The organism is Paracoccus caeni, from assembly GCF_016629665.1.
Lineage (GTDB): Bacteria > Pseudomonadota > Alphaproteobacteria > Rhodobacterales > Rhodobacteraceae > Paracoccus > Paracoccus caeni.
The window spans coordinates 486,588-507,656 of the sequence record NZ_JAEPRQ010000001.1 but is presented as its reverse complement, the minus strand read 5'-3'; the positions used below and the strand labels follow the sequence as shown (position 1 = coordinate 507,656).

20 protein-coding genes are annotated in these 21,069 nt (G+C 62.9%); 6 read left to right on the top strand and 14 right to left on the bottom strand.

All coding sequences use genetic code 11. The annotated features are described in order from the left end of the window. The first annotated feature begins 178 nt into the window (after nt 1-178). Both secA and JJJ17_RS02330 read left to right on the top strand, forming a co-directional pair. The gene (gene secA / locus JJJ17_RS02335) at nt 179-2,896 is read left to right on the top strand and encodes a preprotein translocase subunit SecA (RefSeq protein WP_200683467.1); all 2,718 of its coding nucleotides are present in this window, start codon (nt 179-181) and stop codon (nt 2,894-2,896) included. A 66-nt stretch (nt 2,897-2,962) separates the two neighbouring features. Beyond that, on the top strand, nt 2,963-3,676 hold the full coding sequence (locus tag JJJ17_RS02330) for a hypothetical protein (RefSeq protein ID WP_200683464.1): 714 nt from the start codon (nt 2,963-2,965) through the stop codon (nt 3,674-3,676). 15 nt (nt 3,677-3,691) lie between these two features. Here the strand turns inward: JJJ17_RS02330 and fmt are convergent, their stop codons facing one another. The 4 genes from fmt to def (JJJ17_RS02310) are packed head-to-tail and all read right to left on the bottom strand — an operon-like array spanning nt 3,692 to nt 6,183. After that, nucleotides 3,692-4,585 (bottom strand): methionyl-tRNA formyltransferase, encoded by an 894-nt coding sequence (fmt, locus tag JJJ17_RS02325; RefSeq protein ID WP_200683463.1) that lies wholly within the window; start codon nt 4,583-4,585, stop codon nt 3,692-3,694. A 59-nt stretch (nt 4,586-4,644) separates the two neighbouring features. Continuing rightward, the gene (gene def, locus JJJ17_RS02320; protein ID WP_200683462.1) at nt 4,645-5,145 is read right to left on the bottom strand and encodes a peptide deformylase; all 501 of its coding nucleotides are present in this window, start codon (nt 5,143-5,145) and stop codon (nt 4,645-4,647) included. Further along, on the bottom strand, nt 5,142-5,669 hold the full coding sequence (def, locus tag JJJ17_RS02315; protein ID WP_325168749.1) for a peptide deformylase: 528 nt from the start codon (nt 5,667-5,669) through the stop codon (nt 5,142-5,144). Before def (JJJ17_RS02315) ends, def (JJJ17_RS02320) begins: the two co-directional genes overlap by 4 nt. Then, nucleotides 5,662-6,183, bottom strand: a complete 522-nt coding sequence (gene def / locus JJJ17_RS02310; protein ID WP_234463918.1) for a peptide deformylase — start codon at nt 6,181-6,183, stop codon at nt 5,662-5,664. Before def (JJJ17_RS02310) ends, def (JJJ17_RS02315) begins: the two co-directional genes overlap by 8 nt. 87 nt (nt 6,184-6,270) lie before the next feature. Here def (JJJ17_RS02310) and JJJ17_RS02305 point away from each other — a divergent pair, with 87 nt between their 5' ends. Further along, on the top strand, nt 6,271-7,455 hold the full coding sequence (locus JJJ17_RS02305; protein WP_200683460.1) for a MalY/PatB family protein: 1,185 nt from the start codon (nt 6,271-6,273) through the stop codon (nt 7,453-7,455). Nucleotides 7,456-7,501: 46 nt separating this feature from the next. Here JJJ17_RS02305 and JJJ17_RS02300 read toward each other — a convergent pair whose 3' ends face one another. Further along, on the bottom strand, nt 7,502-8,155 hold the full coding sequence (locus JJJ17_RS02300) for a hypothetical protein (RefSeq protein ID WP_200683459.1): 654 nt from the start codon (nt 8,153-8,155) through the stop codon (nt 7,502-7,504). Nucleotides 8,156-8,315: 160 nt separating this feature from the next. Here JJJ17_RS02300 and JJJ17_RS02295 point away from each other — a divergent pair, with 160 nt between their 5' ends. Then, on the top strand, nt 8,316-9,275 hold the full coding sequence (locus tag JJJ17_RS02295; protein ID WP_200683458.1) for an acetyl-CoA carboxylase carboxyltransferase subunit alpha: 960 nt from the start codon (nt 8,316-8,318) through the stop codon (nt 9,273-9,275). Nucleotides 9,276-9,369: 94 nt separating this feature from the next. On the opposite strand, the gene JJJ17_RS02290 is transcribed toward JJJ17_RS02295, so the two are convergent. Continuing rightward, nucleotides 9,370-10,620 carry an MFS transporter gene (locus tag JJJ17_RS02290; protein WP_200683456.1) on the bottom strand — a complete coding sequence of 417 codons (1,251 nt, stop codon included), beginning with the start codon at nt 10,618-10,620 and terminating at the stop codon, nt 9,370-9,372. 105 nt (nt 10,621-10,725) lie between these two features. Beyond that, nucleotides 10,726-11,136: a hypothetical protein gene (locus tag JJJ17_RS02285; RefSeq protein WP_200683454.1), complete on the bottom strand. Its 411-nt coding sequence runs from the start codon at nt 11,134-11,136 to the stop codon at nt 10,726-10,728. Nucleotides 11,137-11,646: 510 nt separating this feature from the next. On the opposite strand from JJJ17_RS02285, the gene JJJ17_RS02280 reads away from it, so the two are divergent. Continuing rightward, nucleotides 11,647-11,877, top strand: coding sequence for a hypothetical protein (locus JJJ17_RS02280; RefSeq protein WP_200683452.1), 231 nt, complete (start codon nt 11,647-11,649; stop codon nt 11,875-11,877). A 9-nt stretch (nt 11,878-11,886) separates the two neighbouring features. Here the strand turns inward: JJJ17_RS02280 and JJJ17_RS02275 are convergent, their stop codons facing one another. Genes JJJ17_RS02275 through JJJ17_RS02260 form a run of 4 tightly spaced genes read right to left on the bottom strand, consistent with a single transcriptional unit; the run spans nt 11,887 to nt 14,852 of the window. Further along, the gene (locus JJJ17_RS02275; protein ID WP_200683450.1) at nt 11,887-12,489 is read right to left on the bottom strand and encodes a pyridoxamine 5'-phosphate oxidase family protein; all 603 of its coding nucleotides are present in this window, start codon (nt 12,487-12,489) and stop codon (nt 11,887-11,889) included. Then, the gene (locus tag JJJ17_RS02270; protein ID WP_200683448.1) at nt 12,467-13,255 is read right to left on the bottom strand and encodes a lysophospholipid acyltransferase family protein; all 789 of its coding nucleotides are present in this window, start codon (nt 13,253-13,255) and stop codon (nt 12,467-12,469) included. The genes JJJ17_RS02275 and JJJ17_RS02270 overlap by 23 nt, the downstream gene beginning before the upstream one ends. Next, entirely contained in the window at nt 13,252-14,181 is a 930-nt protein-coding gene (locus JJJ17_RS02265) for a cell division protein FtsX (RefSeq protein ID WP_325168748.1), read from the bottom strand. Before JJJ17_RS02265 ends, JJJ17_RS02270 begins: the two co-directional genes overlap by 4 nt. Continuing rightward, the gene (locus JJJ17_RS02260; RefSeq protein WP_200683446.1) at nt 14,178-14,852 is read right to left on the bottom strand and encodes a cell division ATP-binding protein FtsE; all 675 of its coding nucleotides are present in this window, start codon (nt 14,850-14,852) and stop codon (nt 14,178-14,180) included. Before JJJ17_RS02260 ends, JJJ17_RS02265 begins: the two co-directional genes overlap by 4 nt. 94 nt (nt 14,853-14,946) lie before the next feature. Between JJJ17_RS02260 and JJJ17_RS02255 the strand changes: the two genes are divergently transcribed. Further along, nucleotides 14,947-15,696 carry a zinc-ribbon domain-containing protein gene (locus JJJ17_RS02255; RefSeq protein ID WP_200683443.1) on the top strand — a complete coding sequence of 250 codons (750 nt, stop codon included), beginning with the start codon at nt 14,947-14,949 and terminating at the stop codon, nt 15,694-15,696. Here JJJ17_RS02255 and JJJ17_RS02250 read toward each other — a convergent pair whose 3' ends face one another. The 3 genes from JJJ17_RS02250 to argH form a co-directional block, all read right to left on the bottom strand. Beyond that, the gene (locus tag JJJ17_RS02250) at nt 15,697-18,267 is read right to left on the bottom strand and encodes a DUF4175 domain-containing protein (RefSeq protein ID WP_234463843.1); all 2,571 of its coding nucleotides are present in this window, start codon (nt 18,265-18,267) and stop codon (nt 15,697-15,699) included. It lies immediately after the preceding gene. Next, nucleotides 18,258-19,523: a diaminopimelate decarboxylase gene (gene lysA / locus JJJ17_RS02245; protein ID WP_200683442.1), complete on the bottom strand. Its 1,266-nt coding sequence runs from the start codon at nt 19,521-19,523 to the stop codon at nt 18,258-18,260. The genes JJJ17_RS02250 and lysA overlap by 10 nt, the downstream gene beginning before the upstream one ends. A gap of 137 nt (nt 19,524-19,660) precedes the next feature. Continuing rightward, on the bottom strand, nt 19,661-21,067 hold the full coding sequence (argH, locus tag JJJ17_RS02240; RefSeq protein ID WP_200683440.1) for an argininosuccinate lyase: 1,407 nt from the start codon (nt 21,065-21,067) through the stop codon (nt 19,661-19,663). Nucleotides 21,068-21,069 lie beyond the last annotated feature (2 nt).

Below are 21,069 nucleotides of genomic sequence, written 5' to 3'. Positions count from 1 at the left end.
CCGGCTTGGGGCGGGCCAGCGTTGACAGTCAGGAAAGCGAGGCATACATCCCGGTCCAACTCTGGGGAAGGCAGTGCCGCCGCTTTTCGTTCAGGCCCCTGATACGGCAATGCGGAAGGTCGCGGCAAGTGGGACCGCCCAACACGGCCTTTCCCAACAACGTGATTGCGAAGGTAACATGCTCGGCATTGGAAATCTGGCGAAGAAGGTCTTTGGTTCGCCGAACGACCGGAAAGTAAAGGGAACGCGCGGGCTGGTTTCGCAGATCAACTCGCTTGAGGATCAGTTCAAGGCGCTGAGCGACGAACAGCTTGTCGAAAAGACGCGCGAGTTTCAGGATCGCATCGCCAAGGGCGAGGATCTGGATGCGCTTCTGCCCGAAGCCTTCGCCAATTGCCGCGAAGGTGCCCGCCGCGCGCTTGGCCTGCGCGCCTTTGACGTGCAGTTGATGGGCGGAATTTTCCTGCACCAAGGTAACATTGCCGAGATGAAGACGGGTGAGGGCAAAACCCTTGTCGCGACCTTCCCGGCCTATCTGAACGCGCTTGGCGGCAAGGGCGTCCACGTCGTCACCGTCAACGACTATCTGGCGAAACGCGACGCCGACTGGATGAGCAAGGTCTTTGCACAACTGGGCCTGACCACCGGCGTGGTCTATCCCTTCCAGCCAGAGCCGGAAAAGCGCGAAGCCTATGCCGCCGACGTGACCTATGCCACGAATAACGAGCTGGGCTTCGATTATCTGCGCGACAATATGAAGGGCAGCGTCGCCGAAATGGTCCAGCGCGGCCACAACTTCGCCATCGTGGACGAGGTCGACTCGATCCTCATCGACGAAGCGCGGACGCCGCTGATCATCTCGGGCCCGTCGCAGGATCGCAGCGAGCTTTACGTTACGCTGAACCAGTATATTCCGCTGCTGACGGAAGAGCATTTCAAGCTGGACGAAAAGACCCGCAACGCCACCTTCACCGAAGAGGGCAACGAATATCTGGAGAAGAAGCTGCAGGCCGAAGGCGTGCTGCCCGAAGACCAGACCCTCTACGACCCGGAATCGACCACCATCGTCCACCACGCCAATCAGGCGTTGCGGGCGCACAAGCTGTATCTGCGCGACCAGCACTACATGGTCCGCGACGGCGAGGTGATGCTGATCGACGAATTCACCGGCCGGATGATGAAGGGCCGCCGTCTCTCTGACGGTCTGCATCAGGCGATCGAGGCCAAGGAAGGCGTGACCATCCAGCCCGAAAACGTGACGCTGGCCTCGGTCACCTTCCAGAACTATTTCCGCCTTTATTCCAAGCTGGCGGGCATGACCGGCACCGCCGCCACCGAAGCCGAGGAATTCGCCGAGATCTACAAGCTGGGCGTGGTCGAGGTTCCGACCAACCGTGGCATCGCTCGTCTGGACGAACATGACCGCGTCTATCGCACCGCGCAGGATAAATACGCCGCCGTGGTCGAGGCGATCAAGGAAGCCCATGCCAAGGGCCAGCCGACATTGGTTGGCACCACCAGCATCGAGAAATCCGAGATGCTGGCCGATGTGCTGAAGAAAGAGGGCATTCCCCATAACGTGCTGAACGCGCGTCAGCACGAGGCCGAAGCGCAGATCGTTGCCGATGCGGGCAAGCCCGGCGCGGTGACCATCGCCACCAACATGGCCGGTCGCGGCACCGACATCCAGTTGGGCGGCAATGCCGAGATGAAGGTGATGGAGGCGCTGAAGGCCGACCCGGACGCCAATCCCGACGATATCCGCGCCCGGATCGAGGCCGAACATGCCTCGGACAAGGAAAAGGTGCTGGCTGCGGGCGGGCTGTTCGTGCTTGGCACCGAACGCCACGAAAGCCGCCGGATCGACAACCAGTTGCGCGGTCGTTCGGGCCGTCAGGGCGATCCGGGCCGCTCGCTGTTCTTCCTGTCGCTGGACGACGATCTGATGCGGATTTTCGGGTCCGAGCGTCTGGACAAGGTTCTGTCCACCCTGGGCATGAAAGAGGGTGAGGCGATCATCCACCCATGGGTGAACAAGTCGCTGGAACGCGCGCAGGCCAAGGTCGAGGGCCGCAACTTCGACATCCGCAAGCAATTGCTGAAATTCGACGATGTGATGAACGATCAGCGCAAGGCCATCTTCGGCCAGCGCCGCGAGATCATGGACAGCGACGAGGTGGGCGAGATCGCCGCCGACATGCGCCATCAGGTGATCGACGATCTGGTCGATGAATTCATGCCGGAAAAATCCTATGCCGAGCAGTGGAACACCGAAGGCCTGAAAGCTGCGGTGCGCGAGCGGTTGAACATGAACCTGCCCGTCGATGAATGGGCCAAGGAAGACGGCGTCGATCAGGAATCGATGCGCGAGCGCATCGAGGACGCGACCGATACCTATATGGCCGACAAGGCCGCCGCTTTCGGCGAAGAAAACATGCGCCAGATCGAAAAGCAGGTTCTGCTGCAGATGATCGACAGCAAGTGGCGCGACCATCTGCTGACGCTGGAGCATCTGCGTTCGGTCGTGGGTTTCCGCGGCTATGCGCAACGCGACCCGCTGTCGGAATACAAGACCGAGGGCTTCCAGCTCTTCGAAACCCTGTTGAACAGTCTGCGCTTCGACGTGACGCAGCGCCTTGCGCAAATCCGCCCGCTGACCGAGGCCGAGCGCGAGGAAATGCTGCGCCAGATGGCCGAACAGCAAAAGGCGTCGCAAGAGCATCTGACGATGGAACATGGCGACGAACACCAGTCCACCGACGATGCCGACAAACCGACGCCGCTGGTGCCGGGCTTTGACGAGGCCGATCCCGCAACCTGGGGCAACCCGGCGCGGAACGACCTCTGCCCCTGCGGCTCGGGCAAGAAGTTCAAGCACTGCCACGGCGCATTCTGACCGATCGGCACCTGATCCGGGCGGTTCCCGCCGCCCGGCACGCTACCCATTGGACCGGGACCAGTGATGCTTGATTTCGGCCAACTGGTCTATCTGGATGTCCAGAAAACCGGCTCGATGTATGTCGCGGCCTTCCTCCGGGCCAGTTGCCGCCTGCCACTGATCAAGGCGGTCCAGCACGGCAGGATCGATACGCGCGACCCTTCTGCGGTCCACGTCATCTCGGTCCGCGATCCGCTGCAACAATATCTGTCGATCTTCCGCTACGGTCTGGACCGGCGCGGCGCGCTTTACCACAGCCTGAAGCAGCGCGATGCCGAAGAGGTTTACAAGCCGACACAGGAAGGTTTCGAGGAATTCGTGCAGATCATGCTTTCTGCCGATCTCGCCCCGATCCTGCACAAGGATTTCGCCGCCCCGGCGCGGAAATTCGACATCGGCTTCATGACCTTCCGCCACCTGCTTCTGGCGCTTCCCCAGCCACTTGCGACGCTCAACGCTACCCCCGGCCCGGCTTTGTCAAAGACCTATGGCGAAAAGCGCCTCTGGACCGATGTTCTGCGGCAGGAGAACCTGACAACCGATCTCCGCAACCTGATCGCCCGCTATCCGCACCTGCTGGATGCCGACCGGGCCGAAACCTTCCTTGCCGAACAGGCAACCATCAATGCCGCCGTCAGCGGAGCACATCTGCGCCCGGTTCTGTCCGAAACAACGACAGCCCTTCTTCGGCAGAAGGAATCACTGATCTACAGCGAATTCTACCCGGACCAAGCCTGAAACCCCGCCCGCCGCTCAATCCAGCATTGCGGGCAAGGCCCAACCCCGCAGCAATTCTTCGGCGCGCATCGGCTTGCGGCCTGCCCGCTGCGCCTCGGTGATCTCAATCGCCCCTTCGCCGCAGGCAATGGTCAGCCCGTCCAAAACCTCACCAGGCTGCCCCGCGCCCTCAGCTATACGGCTTCGAAGCAGCTTCACCCGCTCGCCCGCAACCTCGCACCATGCGCCCGGAAACGGCGACAGCCCCCGGATCAGCCGGTCCAGTTCCACCGCAGACCGCGTCCAGTCAATGCGCGCCTCGGCCTTGTCGATCTTGGCGGCATAGGTGACGCCTTCAGCCGCCTGCGCCACAGCGGGCAGCGGCAACCGCGCCAATACATCGACCACCAGTTCTGCCCCCATCCCGGCCAGCCGGTCATGCAGATCGGCGGTCGTCTCGCCCGCCCCGATCGCTGTCCGCGCCTCGGCCAATACCGGCCCGGTATCCAGCCCCGCCTCCATCTGCATGATCGCCACGCCGGTCTCGGCATCCCCCGCCATCACCGCCCGATGGATCGGAGCCGCCCCACGCCAGCGCGGCAACAACGAGGCGTGGATATTCAGGCAACCAAGCCTCGGCGCATCCAGAACGGCCTGCGGCAGGATCAGCCCATAAGCCACGACGACGGCAACATCCGCGCCCAAAGCCGCAAACGCCGTCTGCTCATCGGCATCCTTCAGCCGAAGCGGCACCCGCACCGGGATCCCCAACTCCTCGGCCACAAGCTGCACCGGCGACGGACGCGGCTTCTGCCCCCGCCCCGCTTCCCGAGGCGGTTGCGAATACACCGCCACCACCTCATGCACCGTAGCAATCGCCCGCAAGGCAGGCACCGAAAAATCCGGCGTTCCCATGAAGATCACGCGCATGGCAAACCCTTCTTCTTCATCCAAATATCCCGGGGTCCGGGGCAGCGCCCCGGCCTCGCCTATCGCCGCGCCAGCTTGGCCGATTTCGCCACCAGCATCTTGCGGCGCAGCGGCGTCAGGTGGTCCACATACATCCGCCCGTTCAGATGGTCGATCTGATGCTGCACACTGGTCGCCCAAAGCCCGACGAAATCCCGATCTTCGATCTCGCCCGTCTCGTTCAGAAACCGGACCGTCACCGCGCGCGGACGGTTGATCGGCGCGAAGACGCCCGGCAGGTTCGGACTGGCCTCATCATGGCTGCGCAACTGCACGCTGGCATGCAGCACTTCGGGATTGGCCATCCGCACCGCCTGCCCGCGCTTGTCCGAGGCATCGACGACCGCCAGCCGAAACATGATCCCGATCTGCGGCGCGGCCAGACCAACGCCGGGCATCGCGTCCATCGTATCGACCATATCGTCCCAGATCATCCGTACCGTCTCGGTGATCTCGGCCACCGGCTCTGCCGGGATATGCAGCCGGCGGTCGGTATAGGGCAGAAACGGGCGCACGCTCATTCCGCACCGTCCACAGGGTCCACGATCAGCCGCCCGTCAAGATGGTCGGCTTCATGCTGAAAGATCCGCGCCTCGATGCCGGACAGCGTCCGTTCGTGGTGGTGCCCGTCCAGATCATACCACGCAATCGCGATACTCGCGGACCGCAACACCTCGACCGGCTGATCGGGGATCGACAAACATTGCTCGACCGCCGCCACCTCTTCGACCGAGCGCGACAGGATCTCGGGATCAAGCATCACCTGCGGATCGGGACGGCCTTCTTTCCAATGCGCGTCCATGACAAAGGCCCGCAACATCACACCGATCTGCGGTGCGGCCAGACCCCTGCCCCCCGCTTCATACATCGTCGCCAGCAAATCCGCCGTAAGCGTGCGCAACTCTTGCCCACTCACGGAACCCGCGGGCTCGCAGCGCTGATGCAATCGAGGATCGGGATGTATCAGGATATCTCGGACATCGCCACGCGCAAGCTCGCCCTCAAGATCGGGGCGCGTCCAGCCCGGCAGGTCAGCCTCAGGCACGCGCCCTCTCGCGCTTCAGCTTGACCATCCGGCGCGTGATCATCTGCCGCTTGATCGCCGAGATGTGGTCGATGAACAGCACCCCGTCCAGATGGTCCAGCTCGTGCTGCGCACAGGTCGCCCAGAGGTCGTCGAACTCTTCCTCATGGGTCTTGCCGTCCAGTCCCAGCCAGCGCATGCGAACCTGCTTCGGGCGGGTCACATCGGCATATTGATCGGGGATCGACAGGCAGCCTTCCTCATAGGTGTTCTGCTCTTCCGAACTCCAGCTGATCTCGGGGTTGATCAGCACCATCGGACGCCGATCAGCCTCGGGGTCGCGGGTCGCATCCATGACGAACACACGGCTCAACACGCCGACCTGCGGGGCGGCAAGGCCCACGCCCGGCGCGTCATACATCGTCGCCAGCATATCGGCAGCCAGCTTTTCGATATCCGGGGTGATCCGTGCCACAGGCTCGGTCACCTTCTTCAGGCGAGGGTCGGGATGGATCAGGATCGGACGCAGGTTCATGCTTTGCGATTTAGGCCATGCCTTCACCATAAGCAACAACCGGCGTATGCAAGGAAGCGAACGGACAAAGCAGCGGGGACCACAGCCATGACCACACCCGATTTCGACGAGATCATCGACCGCATCGGCACCTATTGCGACAAATGGGACGAGATGGAGCGGGTCTATGGCGTCTCGCCTGCCGAAGGTGGGTTGGCAATGTGGGTCGCCGACATGGATTTCCGCCCCCCCGCCGCCGTCCAGAAAGCGGTCGAGGCCGCCGCCGCCCATGGCGTTTACGGCTATCCGGGCAGCAACCGCCCCTATCTCGACGCGATCAAGTGGTGGATGGCGAACCGCCACGGCTGGCAGATCGAGACCGACTGGATTCTGACCTGCGCCGGTCTGGTCAATGGCGTTTCCATGGCGATCGACGCCTATACCCAACCCGGCGACGGCGTGATCGTGATGAGCCCGGTTTATCACGCCTTCGCCCGCGTCATCCGCGCCTCGCACCGTGAACTGGTGGAACTGCCGCTCGCCATTCGGGACGGCAGCTACCAGATGGACTGGCCTGAATGGGAGCGGCAACTGACCGGGCGCGAGAAGATGCTGATCCTCTGCTCGCCCCACAATCCCGGCGGTCGTGTCTGGACCAAGGCCGAACTTCGCGAGGTCGCCGATTTCTGCACCCGCCACGACCTGATCCTGATCTCGGACGATATCCACTGCGATCTGGTCTATCCGGGCCATCGCCACCACATGATCGCCACCATCGCCCCCGAGATCGCTGACCGGCTGGTGACGCTGACGGCGGCAACGAAGACCTTCAACATCGCCGGCGCCCATATCGGCAACGCGATCATCGCCGACCCCGAGCTGCGGGCAAAGTTCAAGGGCGCGCTGATGGCGCGGGGCGTCTCGGTCGGGATGTTGGGGATGGACATGGTCGCCGCCGCCTATTCGCCCGAGGGCGCGGCATGGGTCGATCAACTGGTCGCCTATCTTGACGGCAATCGCCGCCTTTTCGACGACGGGATCAACGCGATCCCCGGCCTGCGCTCGATGCCGCTGGAATCGACCTATCTGTCATGGGTGGATTTCTCGGGCACTGGCATGTCGCCCGCTGAATTTACCGCTCGCGTCGAAAAGACGGCCCTCATCGCCGCCAATCACGGCAAGACCTTCGGTCTGGGGGGCGAGGATTATCTGCGCTTCAACATCGCCACCCCTCGGGCAAGGGTCGCGGATGCGGTCAGCCGCCTGCAAAAGGCCTTCGCCGACCTGCAATAATAAATGGGCGGGCGCGCCCCGAAACCCGGATGCGCCCGCTTTTCCGTCAATAGGTGCGCAGATCGATCGTCCCGGCCTGATAGGCCTGCAAGCAGTCGGTCGCGTCCCGTTCTACATCTTCCTGCAGCAGCGCGGTCGTGGTCATGCCTTCACCTTCGAAGCGCGGATCGTCGCATTCGTTGTCATTGGCCCAGTCGCCGCCATCGGTGCCGAAATTGATGCCGTCATGGATCAGGTTCTGCGTCACCGCCTCGCGCAAGGTGATGGTCCCGGCAGCATAGGCGCCGGCGCAATCGGTTGCATCGCGGCCGATATCCTCGTCCAGAAGAACCGTCGCGGTCATCCCTTCGCCGGTAAAACGCTTGTCATCGCACTCATTGTCATTGGCCCATTCGCCACCATCGGTGCCGAAGTTGATGCCGTCCTGAACCAGATCCTCGGTGACGACGTCGCGCAAGGTGATGGTGCCCGCCTTGAACGCCTTGGCGCAATCGGTCGCATCATGGCCGATATCCTCGTCCAAAAGCGGCGTCTGCGTCATCCCCTCGCCGATGAAACGCTTGTCATCGCATTCGCCGTCGCGGGACCAATCGCCCTCGTCGTCGCCGAAATCGACCTGCTGCGCCACCGCCGGTGTCGCCAGCGCCAGCAGCGACACCGCAAGTGTCACCGACAGCACGGAAAGCACGAAATGCCTCACGTCATTCTCCCTCGAAGCTCACAATCCTGTGTCTAGCCCGAGATCTGTGCAAAGCATAGCCAACTTAGGGACAAGTCCGCACGCCGCGTTGCATTCTGACGCTAAGCGCATCATATAGGGCGCAATCGTCAGCGCGAAACGACGCCCGGAGCAGTGTTGGATGGTCTATCTGGATTTCGAAAAACCCCTCGCCGATATCGAGGGCAAGGCTGAAGAGCTGCGCGCCATGGCCCAGAAGGGCGAAGGCGCGGTCGATGTCGAGAAAGAGGCCGCCGCGCTGGACAAGAAATCCGGCGATCTGTTGCGCGATCTTTACAAGAATCTCGATCCTTGGCGGAAAACGCAGGTCGCGCGGCATCCGGACCGCCCGCATTGCAGCGACTATATCGCGGCGCTGTTCACCGAATACACGCCCTTGGCAGGCGACCGCGCCTTTGGCGACGATCATGCGGTGATGGGCGGCCTTGCCCGCTTCAACGATACGCCCTGCGTGGTGATCGGCCATGAAAAGGGCAACGACACCAAGACCCGCATCAGCCACAATTTCGGCATGGCCCGCCCCGAAGGCTATCGCAAGGCGATCCGCCTGATGGATGTGGCCAACCGCTTTGGCCTGCCGGTGATCACGCTGGTGGACACGCCCGGCGCCTATCCCGGCAAGGGCGCGGAAGAGCGTGGCCAATCCGAAGCCATCGCCCGCTGCACCGAGAAATGCCTGCAGATCGGCGTGCCACTGGTCAGCGTCATCATCGGCGAAGGCGGCTCGGGCGGCGCTGTGGCCTTCGCCACGGCCAACCGGATCGCCATGCTGGAACACTCGATCTACTCGGTCATCTCGCCCGAGGGCTGCGCCTCGATCCTGTGGAAGGACGCGGAACGCATGCGCGAAGCTGCCGAGGCCCTGCGCCTGACCGCTCAGGATCTGAAGAAACTGGGCGTGATCGACCGCATCATCTCCGAGCCGGTCGGCGGCGCGCAACGCAACCCGTCCGAGGCAATCCAGGCCGTCGGCGCCGAGATCGCCTTGATGCTGAAGGATCTCGAGGGCAAGAAGCGCGCCGAACTGATCAAGGATCGTCGCCACAAATTCCTTGATATGGGATCGAAGGCACTGGCCTGATCCACGACGGACGCATCTGCTTTCGTCAAAACAGTCGACCCCGCCGCGCCTTGAGATGAGAATCGGCGGGGCGGGACAAACCGGGCCTTTCCGTTTAAGCCCGGTCGAAACGAAGGCGAAGAGCCGCAAAGACTGCCAGCAAGCTACAAATGGCGGCGGCGAACAGATATGGTGCGTGCAATGCGCCACTCCGCCCGATAGCAGGCGTCAGCGTCGTTACAAGCGCCCCGGCCCCCATGGCACCAAAGGGCATCCCGCCCCAGCCGAAGAACCTATAGACTGAGTTGACCCTGCCCAGCAGATCGTCCGGGATCAGGCGCTGACGATAGCTGACAGTAACCACGTTCCACAGCATCCCTGCCGCCGCTTCGATAAACAGGGCAAGTCCGGTCAGAACCGTCGAGCCGAAAAGGCCAAGCATGAGATTGATGACCACGAATGCGCCAATTGCAGTAAGAAGGCTACACCTCATGCCCAGTCGAAGGGCCAGTGCGGGTGCAAGCAAACCACCTGCGACGCCACCCATTGCACCGAAAGTCAGCAGCAATCCGTATCCTGTAGCGGACAAGCCCAGCACCTCTTGTGCGTACAGCACCAGAACCGTCATACCGCCGATGAATACCGCGTTGATTGCCCCCAACATAACCGCCAATCGCAGGATCGGGGGATTCTGCCGCATCCACGCCAACCCTTCCATCAATGCAGGGAGAAATCGGGTGGTGATGGCGAGATTTCTCGGCGGCAAGGCAATCATCCAGACCAGAAGGGCGGAAAACGCATAGGCCGATACGTCGAACCCGAAGGGCATGGCTACAGATGTGGCGATCAGCAGCCCTGCCAGCGGCGGCCCAATAAACTGCCCGGTGATCTGCTCCGCGCTCCACATCTGGCCGTTGGCTCGTTCCAGATCCTGATGCGCGACAATTGCAGGAAGTACAGTTTGGGCAGCGTTGTCCCGGATCACCTCCGCAGAACCAAACAAGAAGGCGATGAGCATCAGGGATAGAATGGCAGCCGAGCTGGAATTTTCCAGCGCAGGCAAGCTGGGTTGCGAAACTACCATAAGAATAGTGAACGCCATGAGCGCGACCCGTACCAGATCTGCCCGTACCATCAGCAATCGACGGTCCATGCGGTCAGTCCAGACCCCGGCAGGCAATGCAAACAGAAGCCAGGGTAGACGTTGCGCGGTAGCAACCCCCGCTATCAGAAGCGGATCACTGGTGAGCATCGTCGTCAGCCATGGCAGCGCGACCATTGCGATACCATCGCCAAGATTTGAAACCGAACTTGCCGATAGCAGCAGGCGATAATCACGATTTTTGCTGATCAGCGAATTTTTCAATCGAAGCCTCCAGCAGGACATTACCGGCGCAGCATAGCGGCGGCAACGAACAGCAGAAAAGGGCTCCATTTCCGCAATCCGCCCACCCTCACCTAACCCCACATATCAGCGTCGCGGTTTGATCGTAAAAACCCCGCCGCCAGAGATGAACCAGCGCTGTTCTCTCTCGTCCAATTCCAGTCTGGCGATCAAACTCATCTGACGCGACAGCCAATTCTGCCAAATCAACTCCTCCGGCGCATGGAGGCAGGACAAAACCCATGCCCCATACACGATCCTGCTGGTGCCATCACCAAGCCACAGGGTCCGCGGCGGTCTGAAATAGTCGTCATGCATCCGCGGAAATTCTGCCCGGCTCTCCGGCTCCTCCAGAAACCGACGCAGCGCCGCAGCCATGCCATGAACCTGGTCCTCCGCCAACGGCACCTTCTCACCGTTGCAGATGATGGACGGGCTTTCAGCCGCCTCGTATTCGGCCGGAATGGCGATCTGCGGCGGCTCGACATATCCGTCCATGATTCCGTTCCCCGAATTATTTTCGCCGCCCGCAACGCCACCGCTCGCAAGCGGTGTACAACCTGTGCACGCCCGGTGTACCCGCAGTGCACGCCCTGTGCAGCCAAAATCCCAGCATTTGCTGACCAGAACTGAGGGCGCGCCGACATCCTGCCACGCAACACCTGTTCTTCGGTAACTGTTGCCGATCAGCCACGGAGAATCGCCTGCGTCATCCTGCCGCAGACCAGCGCTTGCCAAAGGCACGATCGCTGCGGCATCCAGTCTTTGCCCCATATCAGTCCGAAAGGAGGGCCAGCATGACTAACATCGCCACCGCCCACGCCCTTTGGATGATTTCGGCCCAGACCGGCTTCCGACGCGCCTGAGCCTTTCCCGTAAGGGGCATTCCAACCTGACTTGCTGACCTGACGCGTTTGCGCGCGCCCAGCCGCACGTCTTTTTCCAACCTGTCAAAAATCGTGCCCGGTCAAAGGCTTGGCTTGTGGTGCGATCATCATGGAGACCGCAATGATTGCGCAATTCACCACGCGTGCGCCCAATCCGCGCATCGGTATGCAACGCCTGCTGGACCGTCATGGAACGATGCCGGTCTTACTGGCCCTGATCCGCGCACTGCTGCTGCCAAGGCGCAGGCGACCGAGGCCGCCTGACCCTTACCACCTCAGCCCACATATGCGGCGCGACATCGGCCTGCCGCCGATCGAGCCCTATGTCCCGAAATATTTCGACCTGAGGTAAATCAAGGGCTTACCACATCGTCCCGGCGGCGCGCACCGGCCATTCGGCATCATAGGCCGCGCCGCCCACCCTGCCCTCGGTCAGGTTCGCAAGAATCCGTCCGGGGGTCGGCAAGCCAGCACTGTCATCCTGACCGCCCCAAAGCCCGGAACGGATGATCGCCCGCGCACATTGAAAATAGATTTCAATCACTTGCACGACGATGACGGTGCGCGGTTCCTTTCCCTCATGCGCGCATGAGGCCCGTATTTCCGCATCATCGGTAACCCGCGCCATCCCGTTCACCCGGATCGCATTGCCCGATCCGCGCACCAGAAACATCAGGCTGACGCGGCCATCGCGAACGATATTCCTGATCGAGTCGATCCGGTCATTGCCCCGCCAATCGGGCAGCACCAGATGCTTTGGGTCCAGCACCCGCGCCACCGGGCCATCATCGCCCCGCGGGCTGCCATCGGTGCCCTCCGGCCCGACAGTCGTCAGCACGCAAAATCGCGAAGCCATTATGAACGCTTCATAATCCGGCGTCAGATGGTCCGCGACCTTTTCCAGCGAGGCCGGTCCCGGTTCGCCATAGATCGCGCTCAGATCAGCTTCTTTCAACCAGTTCATAGGTAAACCCCGCCTCTGCCATCAGCCTGTCGGAATGGGTCTCGACCTCGGCTTCTAGTCGCGGGATCAGACCCTCTTGCGGGACATCCGGGTCGATCACCGGCAAAAACTCGACCACAGCGCGCCCCGGCCGGATGCCCCAGCCTTTGCGCGGCCAGAACAGCCCCGTATTCACCGCCACCGGCACTACCGGCAATCCGGTCCCGGCGCGGATCGTGCCGACGCCGTGTTTGTAAGAACGCCGCTCGCCCGGCTTGGTCCGCGTGCCCTCGGGGTAGATGATCAACTGGCCCAAACCTTCGCCCGCCACGCGCTTGTTGATCTCGGCCGAGATCGTCCGCATCGCGTCGCGGCCCTTGGTCCGGTCGATCGGGATGCAGCCGACCTTATAGGCATACCAGCCCATGATCGGCACCCGCATCACCTCGCGTTTCATGATGAACGCGCGTTCGGGCGCGGCATGGGCGATGGTCAGAATATCAAGGAAACACTGATGCTTGGCCGCGATAATGCAATCGCCGGTCGGGGGCGTACCGCGCACTTCGCAGGTGACGCCCAGATGCAGCTTCGCCGCCCAGAGCATATAGCCGATCCAGCGTGTCGCGACCCGGTTCGCGCCCTTCCGACCTTGCGCCATGACCAGCGGTATCCCGGCCAGTCCAATGATCAGCGTCGCTACTGCGACATGCAGATAGTAGAGCGCGTTTTGCACGTATTGCCACGGCCCTAACGGCCCCGGCTCGGGCGACTCCGTGCGCCTGCTCATCGCACCGCGCCCAGCATCTTCAGCGCCGCCCAGCGGGTCGCAAAGAAGCCGACAGCGGCGGCGATGACCGGGATCAGCAGCGGCAGAAGCCAGCCCCAACCCTGAAACGCCAGACCCGTCAGGAAGCCTCCGGCGGCGCTCATCCCCGGCAGCAGCGCGACCGCGATCATCCCGCAAACCGTCCCGACCGAAGCACCGACCGCCGCGCGTTGGGTAAAGCGGCGCACGAAAGCCGTGGCGATGGTGATGTCTCGCGCGCCGATAAGACGCAGCACCCGGATCACCTGCCCGTTCGCCGCCAGTGCCGCCTTGGCCGCCAGCGTAATCATCGCCGCCGACGCCGCTGCGATCAGCAATAGCGAGACGATCCCAAGCGCGCTCAGCCGCTTGGCCGCAGAAACCAGCGGCTGCCGCCATTGCGTGTGGTCATCAAGGATCGAGCCGGGCGCCTCTGCCTCCAGCCGCAGCCGCAGCCCCTCGGCATCGAAGGCAGAATCCGTCACCGGCACATCGATCAGCGCCGGAACCGGCAGCGCATCCACCGGCATATCCGGCCCGAACCACGGGGTCAGCAGATGGGCGACCTCTTCATCCGGCAACAGGCGTGGCTGACCGATGCCCGGCGTGGTCTGAAGGATCTGCATTGCGGCCTGTGTCCGGGCCTCCTGCTCGGCAACGGGGGCGCTGACGCGGACCGTCACCGACTCGGCCAGTTCGGATGACCAACGCTCGGCCAGCCGTCCCGTTGCCAGCGCAAGGGCCAGCGCGAAGACTGCCAGAAACGCCATTGCGCCCGCCGAGAACACCGTCAGTTGCGCGGTAAAGCCGGTCGGCGGCACGATGCGGTCACCTGCGCCGCCATCGCTGCGGACCAGACCCAGCCATAATGCCTTGAGGTTCAGCCCCCTGAAATCCAGCTTCTTCACAGATCCGCCCCCGCCAGTTGCAGGCTGCCGCCCGAAATGCGCAGCACGCGCGCCGCGACCTGCGCCTTGGTGGCGCGGATCAGGTTCAGATCATGGGTCGCGACCAGAACGGTCTTGCCCGACTTGTTCAGCTCGATCAGCAACTGCATCAGCCGCATCGACATGTCCCAGTCAAGATTGCCCGTCGGCTCATCCGCCAGCACCAGATCGGGCGACAGAATCACCGCCCGCGCCAGCGCCGCACGTTGCCTTTCGCCGCCAGACAGCGACGGCGGATAGGCCCGCGCCTGCGGACCAAGCTGCACCCAACCCAGAAGATCGCGCAAAGCCTCCATATCGACGTTTTGCCCCGAGACGGTCAGCGGCAATGCCACGTTCTCGGCGACCGGTAGGTGGTCAAGAAACTGCGTATCCTGATGAACCACGCCCACTCGTCGCCGCAGATGGGCGATGCCATCGCGCGAAAGGCTGCGCACATCCTGCCCAAAGGCCGTCATTTCGCCCGTTGTGGGCAGCAAATCCGCATAGCACAGCCGCAGAAGCGTCGTCTTGCCCGAGCCGGATGGCCCGGTCAGGAAATGCAACATGCCTGGCTGAAGGCTAAGCGTCATGTTCGACAACAGCTCGGCACTGCCGTGATAACCGAAGCCGACATCTCGCATTTCGATCAAGCTGCACTCTCCTATTTTCTTACGCCTGCCGCAGCCGCTTGGAAGCCGGGCATGGACTTGATAGAACAGCCACAAACCGAATGCGAGGGTCGGCATGGCTGAAATAAGGGTGATCTGTCCGAACTGCCGAACGGCCTACGAGATTCCAGCCTCGGCATTACCCCCTCAGGGCCGCGAGGTGGAATGCAGCAATTGCGGTCGTATCTGGCGGGCGCAACTGCCCTCGACCAGCCAACCTTCTCCGCTGGAACTTGGCGTTTACAGTTATAATCTGACCGGTTTCAAGGAATTGGCCGATGAATATGCCCGCACGACCAAGCCTGCATCACCCGAGGCTACGTCGAAAGGCCCGGCACCGCTGAACCGCCGCCTGCCGGAAAATGTGCTGAATATTCTGCTGGAAGAGGTCGAGCACGAACGCCGCTTGCGCAAGGCCGAAGGGACCCGCACAGATTCGCTGCCGGTCCGTGCCGATTTCAATTACGAGGGCGATCCCGACTGGCCCGCGATGACGATGACAAATCCTGTCTCGCGTCCAACGCCAGCCGCCAGCCAAGCGGTGCCGGAACCTGCCGCCGAACCGGATCCCGCGCCAACTCCTGCAACGACCGAGCAGCAGGTTAGCGAAGTCCAGCCGCAGACGGTCAGCCCGAATGCACGCGGGGGCTATTGGGCGGGTTTCGGCCTTGCAGCCGGTCTGGCCGCCCTATGTGTCGGGCTTTATCTGGCGGCACCTTCGCTATCGGATAACGGCTCGTTCGGCGAGGTGCTGATGACGATGCGCGATGGCGTGGATCAGGCGCGCCTGTGGTTGCATGACACGGTGTCCGGCAACGGTGGCTGATCAGAAGCGGTCCAGCAGACGCCCCAGATAGTCACGCTCATCCTCGGGCCGCTGGCGTTCCGCGCTGCGGCGCCGGATCTCGTCCAGCAGATCGCGGGCACGGCGCGCCGGGTCCATGGCCCCGCCGATTTCCTCACCGCCGCCCTGCACATTGCCATCCGCGCCTGCGCTTTCACGCCCCAAAGGATCATGTGTGATAGGACGGTTGGGCTGGCCCTGCTGTCCGCCACCGCGACGATTGCCACCGGGACGATCATTCCGGTCCAACGCCCGCTGGCCGTTCGGGTCTTCCTGCGCCCCACCTTCCTGATCGCCCTGCTGGCCCTGCATCATCTCGCCAAGGGCCCGCATGCTTTCGCGCATCGACTCGATCGCATCTGCCTGCCGCTGCATCGCACCTGACATATCGCCGTCGCGCAACGCCTGTTCGGCGTCTTCCATCGCGCGGCCTGCTTCATCAAGCTGATCACCAGCGCGATCCCCGCTGTCCGAGCCCTGCCCCGGCAAAAGCCCGCGCTGCTGGCCTAGCTCCTCGCGCAATTGCCGCTGCCGCTCGGCCATTTCGTCGGAATTGGTCGAGGGTTGACCCATCTCGCCATTGCCGAACTGTTCCTGCATATCGCGGAAGGCATCGTCGGACAGGCGCTGCTGTTCACGCAGACTGTCGGCCAGTCGGCCCATTGCGCCACCCTGACCCGGCATTTCGATACCGTCGCCATCGCCGTCGCCCTGAGTGACCTGCAAATTCTCCATCATCCGGTTGAACTGCTCCAGCAGTTCCTGCGCCTCGGCCATGCGGCCTTCGTTCATCAGACGCTGGATCTCGTCCATCATCTCCTGAATCTGGTCGCCGGTGATCATCTGCCGCTCTTGATCGCGGGTGAAGCGCTCGGACGGGTCGCGTTCGTTCTGCTCGGCCAGCATGCGGGTATAGGCGTCGGTTGCCTCTTTCAGCTCATCCATCAGGCGCTGGATTTCGTCGGGGCTGGCACCGTTGCGGATCGCCTCGGACAGCTTTTCCTGCGCCTGCCGCATCCGCTGCAGCGCGTCCGCAAGACCGCCATCCTCAAGCTGGATCGCCGCCTGCCACAGCGCCTCGGCCATTTCGTCCCGCGCCTTTTCCGAGATCTCGCCAGATTCCAGAATGGTCACGGCACCGCGAAGCTGCAGATAAAGCTGTTGATCGACAAAGCCCTCCGGTTGCCATGTCACGGCGCGCAGGATTTCAGCACTCCGGTCGGCATTTTCGCGCGACCACAGCAGATCGCGGCGCATCTCGATCAGGGCTGCGGCAAGCGGCTGGAAGAAGCGCCGTCCCGGCAGGATTGTCTGCATCGGCTCGGCAGTACCTGTCTGCTCGATCCCGTCGGTCGCGGTCAGGGTCAGCGTCACCGGCAGATTGGCCCAAGGGTGCCGCGACAAATCCTGCACCAGTTGTCCCGAAATGTCGCGCCGATCCGCGCGCCGCGGGATGGGCAGCGCCAGTTCGACATCGGCACGCGGCTCGGGATCGGCGGCAAGACCATAGCGGCGATCGATCTGCGGCAGATCCAACGAGATCGTCGCGGTCGCGGCCATCACGCCATGGTCGTCCTCGGCCTCATAATCCTGCACCATCCGTCCGTCGGCCCGCCGCACCGGCGCGGCCCCGGCACGGATCACCGGCACCTCATCTGGCAGCACGGTGACCTCGAACCGGCGATCCCCGACAGAAATCACGCCGCTTTCTTCCGCCCGGAACGTAGGAGCCTTTGGATCATCCGCTGCGATGGCTGTGCCGATATCCTGCGACACCCCGGTCGAATCGTCATAAAGCCGGAAGCTCAGCGTGGTGCCCTTGGGCAGTTCCAGCAACTCACCCTCGGGCTGCGCATTCAGGTAGATCGTCGGGCGGCGTGTATAGGCGGGCGGCTCGGCCCATCCTTCCCAACTGGGGCCAATCGGCTTGGCATCGCCGGTGCCGGGACGGTTAGCGGTGGCAGCGATTGCCGACAGCCCGCGATCCATGTCGCTGATGCCGCCAAAGATCAGCGCCATCACCAACGCGACCAGACCGGCCAGCCGCAGCGCAAAAGGATCGCGCCTCGACAGGCCCGCATCGGGTTTCACCGCCCGCGCCTGCGCCGCCGACCGTGACATCTGCGCCAGATGCGCCTGCCACAACGCCCCTTCGCCACCAATCGCCGCGCGATCCGACAGCGCCGCCAAGGGCCGCCCGGGCAAGGTCCGGTCCAGCCGTTCAACGACTTCGCGCCGCCTGACCCGGCGATAGCGCAAACCACCCCGGATTGCCGTGACCACCAGCAGGATCAGTGCCGCGCCGGTCACCCAAGGCAACAGTTCGGGCGATATTTCCTCGACAAGGTTCAACCAGACGACTGCGAACAGCACCGCCAGCATCGTCGCCAGCGGCCAGAACGCACGCGCCGCCCGCTCCCATTCCATTCCCCAACGGGTCAGGAACAGTGCGCGACCTACAGGTCCGTTCTTCGTTGTGAAAATACCGTCGGGGGTCCGGGGGCGGACAGCCCCCGGCAGTGCCGTGTCATCCTGAGGACGCGTCAAAGCCATCCGGGGATGCTATCGCGGGCCAACATATCCTCATATGTCGGTCGCGCCCTGATGACGGCGAATTGATCGCCGCTGACCAGAACTTCGGGCACCAGAGGCCGGGAATTGTACTCCGACGCCATCACCGCCCCATAAGCACCCGCCGAACGGAAGGCGATCAGGTCTCCCGCCGCCATATCGGGCAGCGAAGTGCCCTTCTGGAACGTGTCCCCCGATTCGCAGACCGGGCCGACCACGTCGAAACTGCGCCCTTCCGAGCCCGCCACTGGCTCGACCACCGGGACGATGTCATGATGCGCTCCATACATGGCCGGGCGCAGCAGGTCGTTCATCGCCGCATCGACGATCAGGAAATTGCGGCCCTCGCCTTCCTTCACATAGATCACCTGCGACAGCAGCACCCCGGCATTGCCGACGATATTGCGGCCCGGCTCGATCTCGATCTCGCAGCCCAGATGGCCGACCGCATCACGGATCACTTGCCCGTATTCCAGCGGCAGCGGCGGCACGTTGTTATCGCGCCGATAGGGGATGCCCAAACCGCCGCCCAGATCCAGCCGGGTGATCGCATGACCATCGCCGCGCAGCACCTGCGTCAGCTCGGCGACCTTGGCATAGGCTTGCCGGTAAGGGTCAAGATCCGTCAGCTGACTGCCGATATGCACATCGATGCCGACGACCTTGAGACCGGGCAGAGCCGCCGCCTCGGCATAGACCTCGCGCGCCCGCGCGATAGGGATGCCGAATTTGTTCTCGGATTTGCCGGTCGCGATCTTCTCATGCGTCTTCGCATCGACATCCGGGTTCACCCGGACGGCAATCGGCACCTCGGCCCCCATACTGGCGGCCAGCGCCGACAGCGCCCGCATCTCGGGCTCGCTTTCGATATTGAACTGCCGGATGCCGCCTTCGATGGCCTGACGCATCTCGGCCAGGGTCTTGCCGACACCGGAAAAGACGATCCGGTCGCCGGGCACGCCTGCCGCCTTCGCACGGGCATATTCCCCGCCCGAGACGACATCCATGCCCGCCCCCAGATCGCCCATCAGCTTCAGCACGGCCAGATTGGAATTGGCCTTCACCGCGAAACAGACCAGATGATCGGTCCATTCCAGCGCTTGCCGGAACAGACCGAAATGCCGCGTCAACGTCGCGGTCGAATAGACATAGACAGGGGTTCCAACCTCGGCGGCGATCCGGGTCAGCGGAACATCCTCGGCCCACAGCGCACCGTCACGATAGTTGAAATGGTCCATGCTCGCTTAAAGCTCCGTCACCACGCCAACCGTGGCGTGACCCGAAACGTTTACACCCGGCTTCTGCGCCGGACGCTCGGGGGCACCGTCTACACCACATGCTGCAACTGCCAGAACTGCCAATATCGAAAACAACCTCATGCCAGTCTCTCCTTCCAGCGTTTGATCTGAGCGCGCACCTGATCGGGTGCCGTCCCGCCATAGCTTTGACGCGAGGCGACCGAATTGTGAACGCCCAAAACGCCGAACACCGAATTCGTGATATCGCCATGAACCGACTGCATTTCTTCCAAAGAAAGATCGGGCAAATCGACGCCTTTCCCCTCGGCCAGCGCCACCAGAGACCCGGTGACATGATGCGCGTCACGGAACGGCAGCCCAAGCTCGCGCACCAACCAGTCTGCAAGGTCGGTCGCGGTCGAGAAACCAGCCGAAGCCGCCGCCTCCAACTTGTCGCGATTGGCGGTCAGGTCCGACAGCATCCCTGCCATCGCGGCCAATGCCAGCATCAGATTGTCGGCGGCGTCGAAGACCTGTTCCTTGTCTTCCTGCATATCCTTGGAATAGGCCAGCGGCAGCCCCTTCATCACCGTGAACAGCGCCACCGTCGCCCCAAGGATTCGTCCTATCTTCGCGCGGATCAGCTCTGCCGCGTCGGGGTTGCGCTTCTGCGGCATGATCGACGAACCAGTGGACCACTTGTCCGACATCGACACGAACCGGAACTGGGCCGAGGACCAGATCACCAGCTCCTCCGCCAGCCGCGACAGATGGACGGCGCAGATAGAGGCGCAGGACAGGAATTCCAGCGCGAAATCACGGTCACTGACGGCATCAAGGCTGTTGGCCATCGGCGCGTCGAAATCCAGCGCCGCCGCCGTCGCGTGACGATCAATCGGATATCCGGTCCCGGCTAAAGCCGCCGCGCCAAGCGGCGATTCGTTCATCCGTTTGCGGGCGTCCCGAAACCGCGACAGATCACGGCCGAACATCTCGACATAGGCCATCATGTGATGGCCCCATGTCACCGGCTGGGCGGTTTGCAGATGGGTAAAGCCCGGCATCACCCAATCTGCACCGTTTTCCGCCTGCGACAAAGCCGCGCGGATCAAAGCCTCCAGACCGGAAATCGCCGCGTCGCATTGATCGCGCACCCAGAGACGGAAATCCGTCGCCACCTGATCGTTACGCGAACGGCCCGTGTGCAGGCGGCCTGCGGGCTCGCCGATCACCTCTTTCAGCCGCGCCTCGACATTCATGTGGATGTCTTCCAACGCGGTTGAGAACCGAAACTCGCCCGCCTCGATCTCTGACAAGACCGTGAGCAGCCCTTCCCCGATGGCCTTCGCATCGCTATCGCTGATGATGCCTTGTGCGGCGAGCATCGCGGCATGGGCCCGGCTGCCCCGGATATCCTGGGCATAAAGTCGACGGTCGAACCCGATCGAGGCATTGATCGCCTCCATGATCGCGTCAGGTCCGGCGGCGAAGCGTCCGCCCCACATGCTGTTGGCGGCGTCCTTGCTTTGGGGCCGGTCGGTCATCG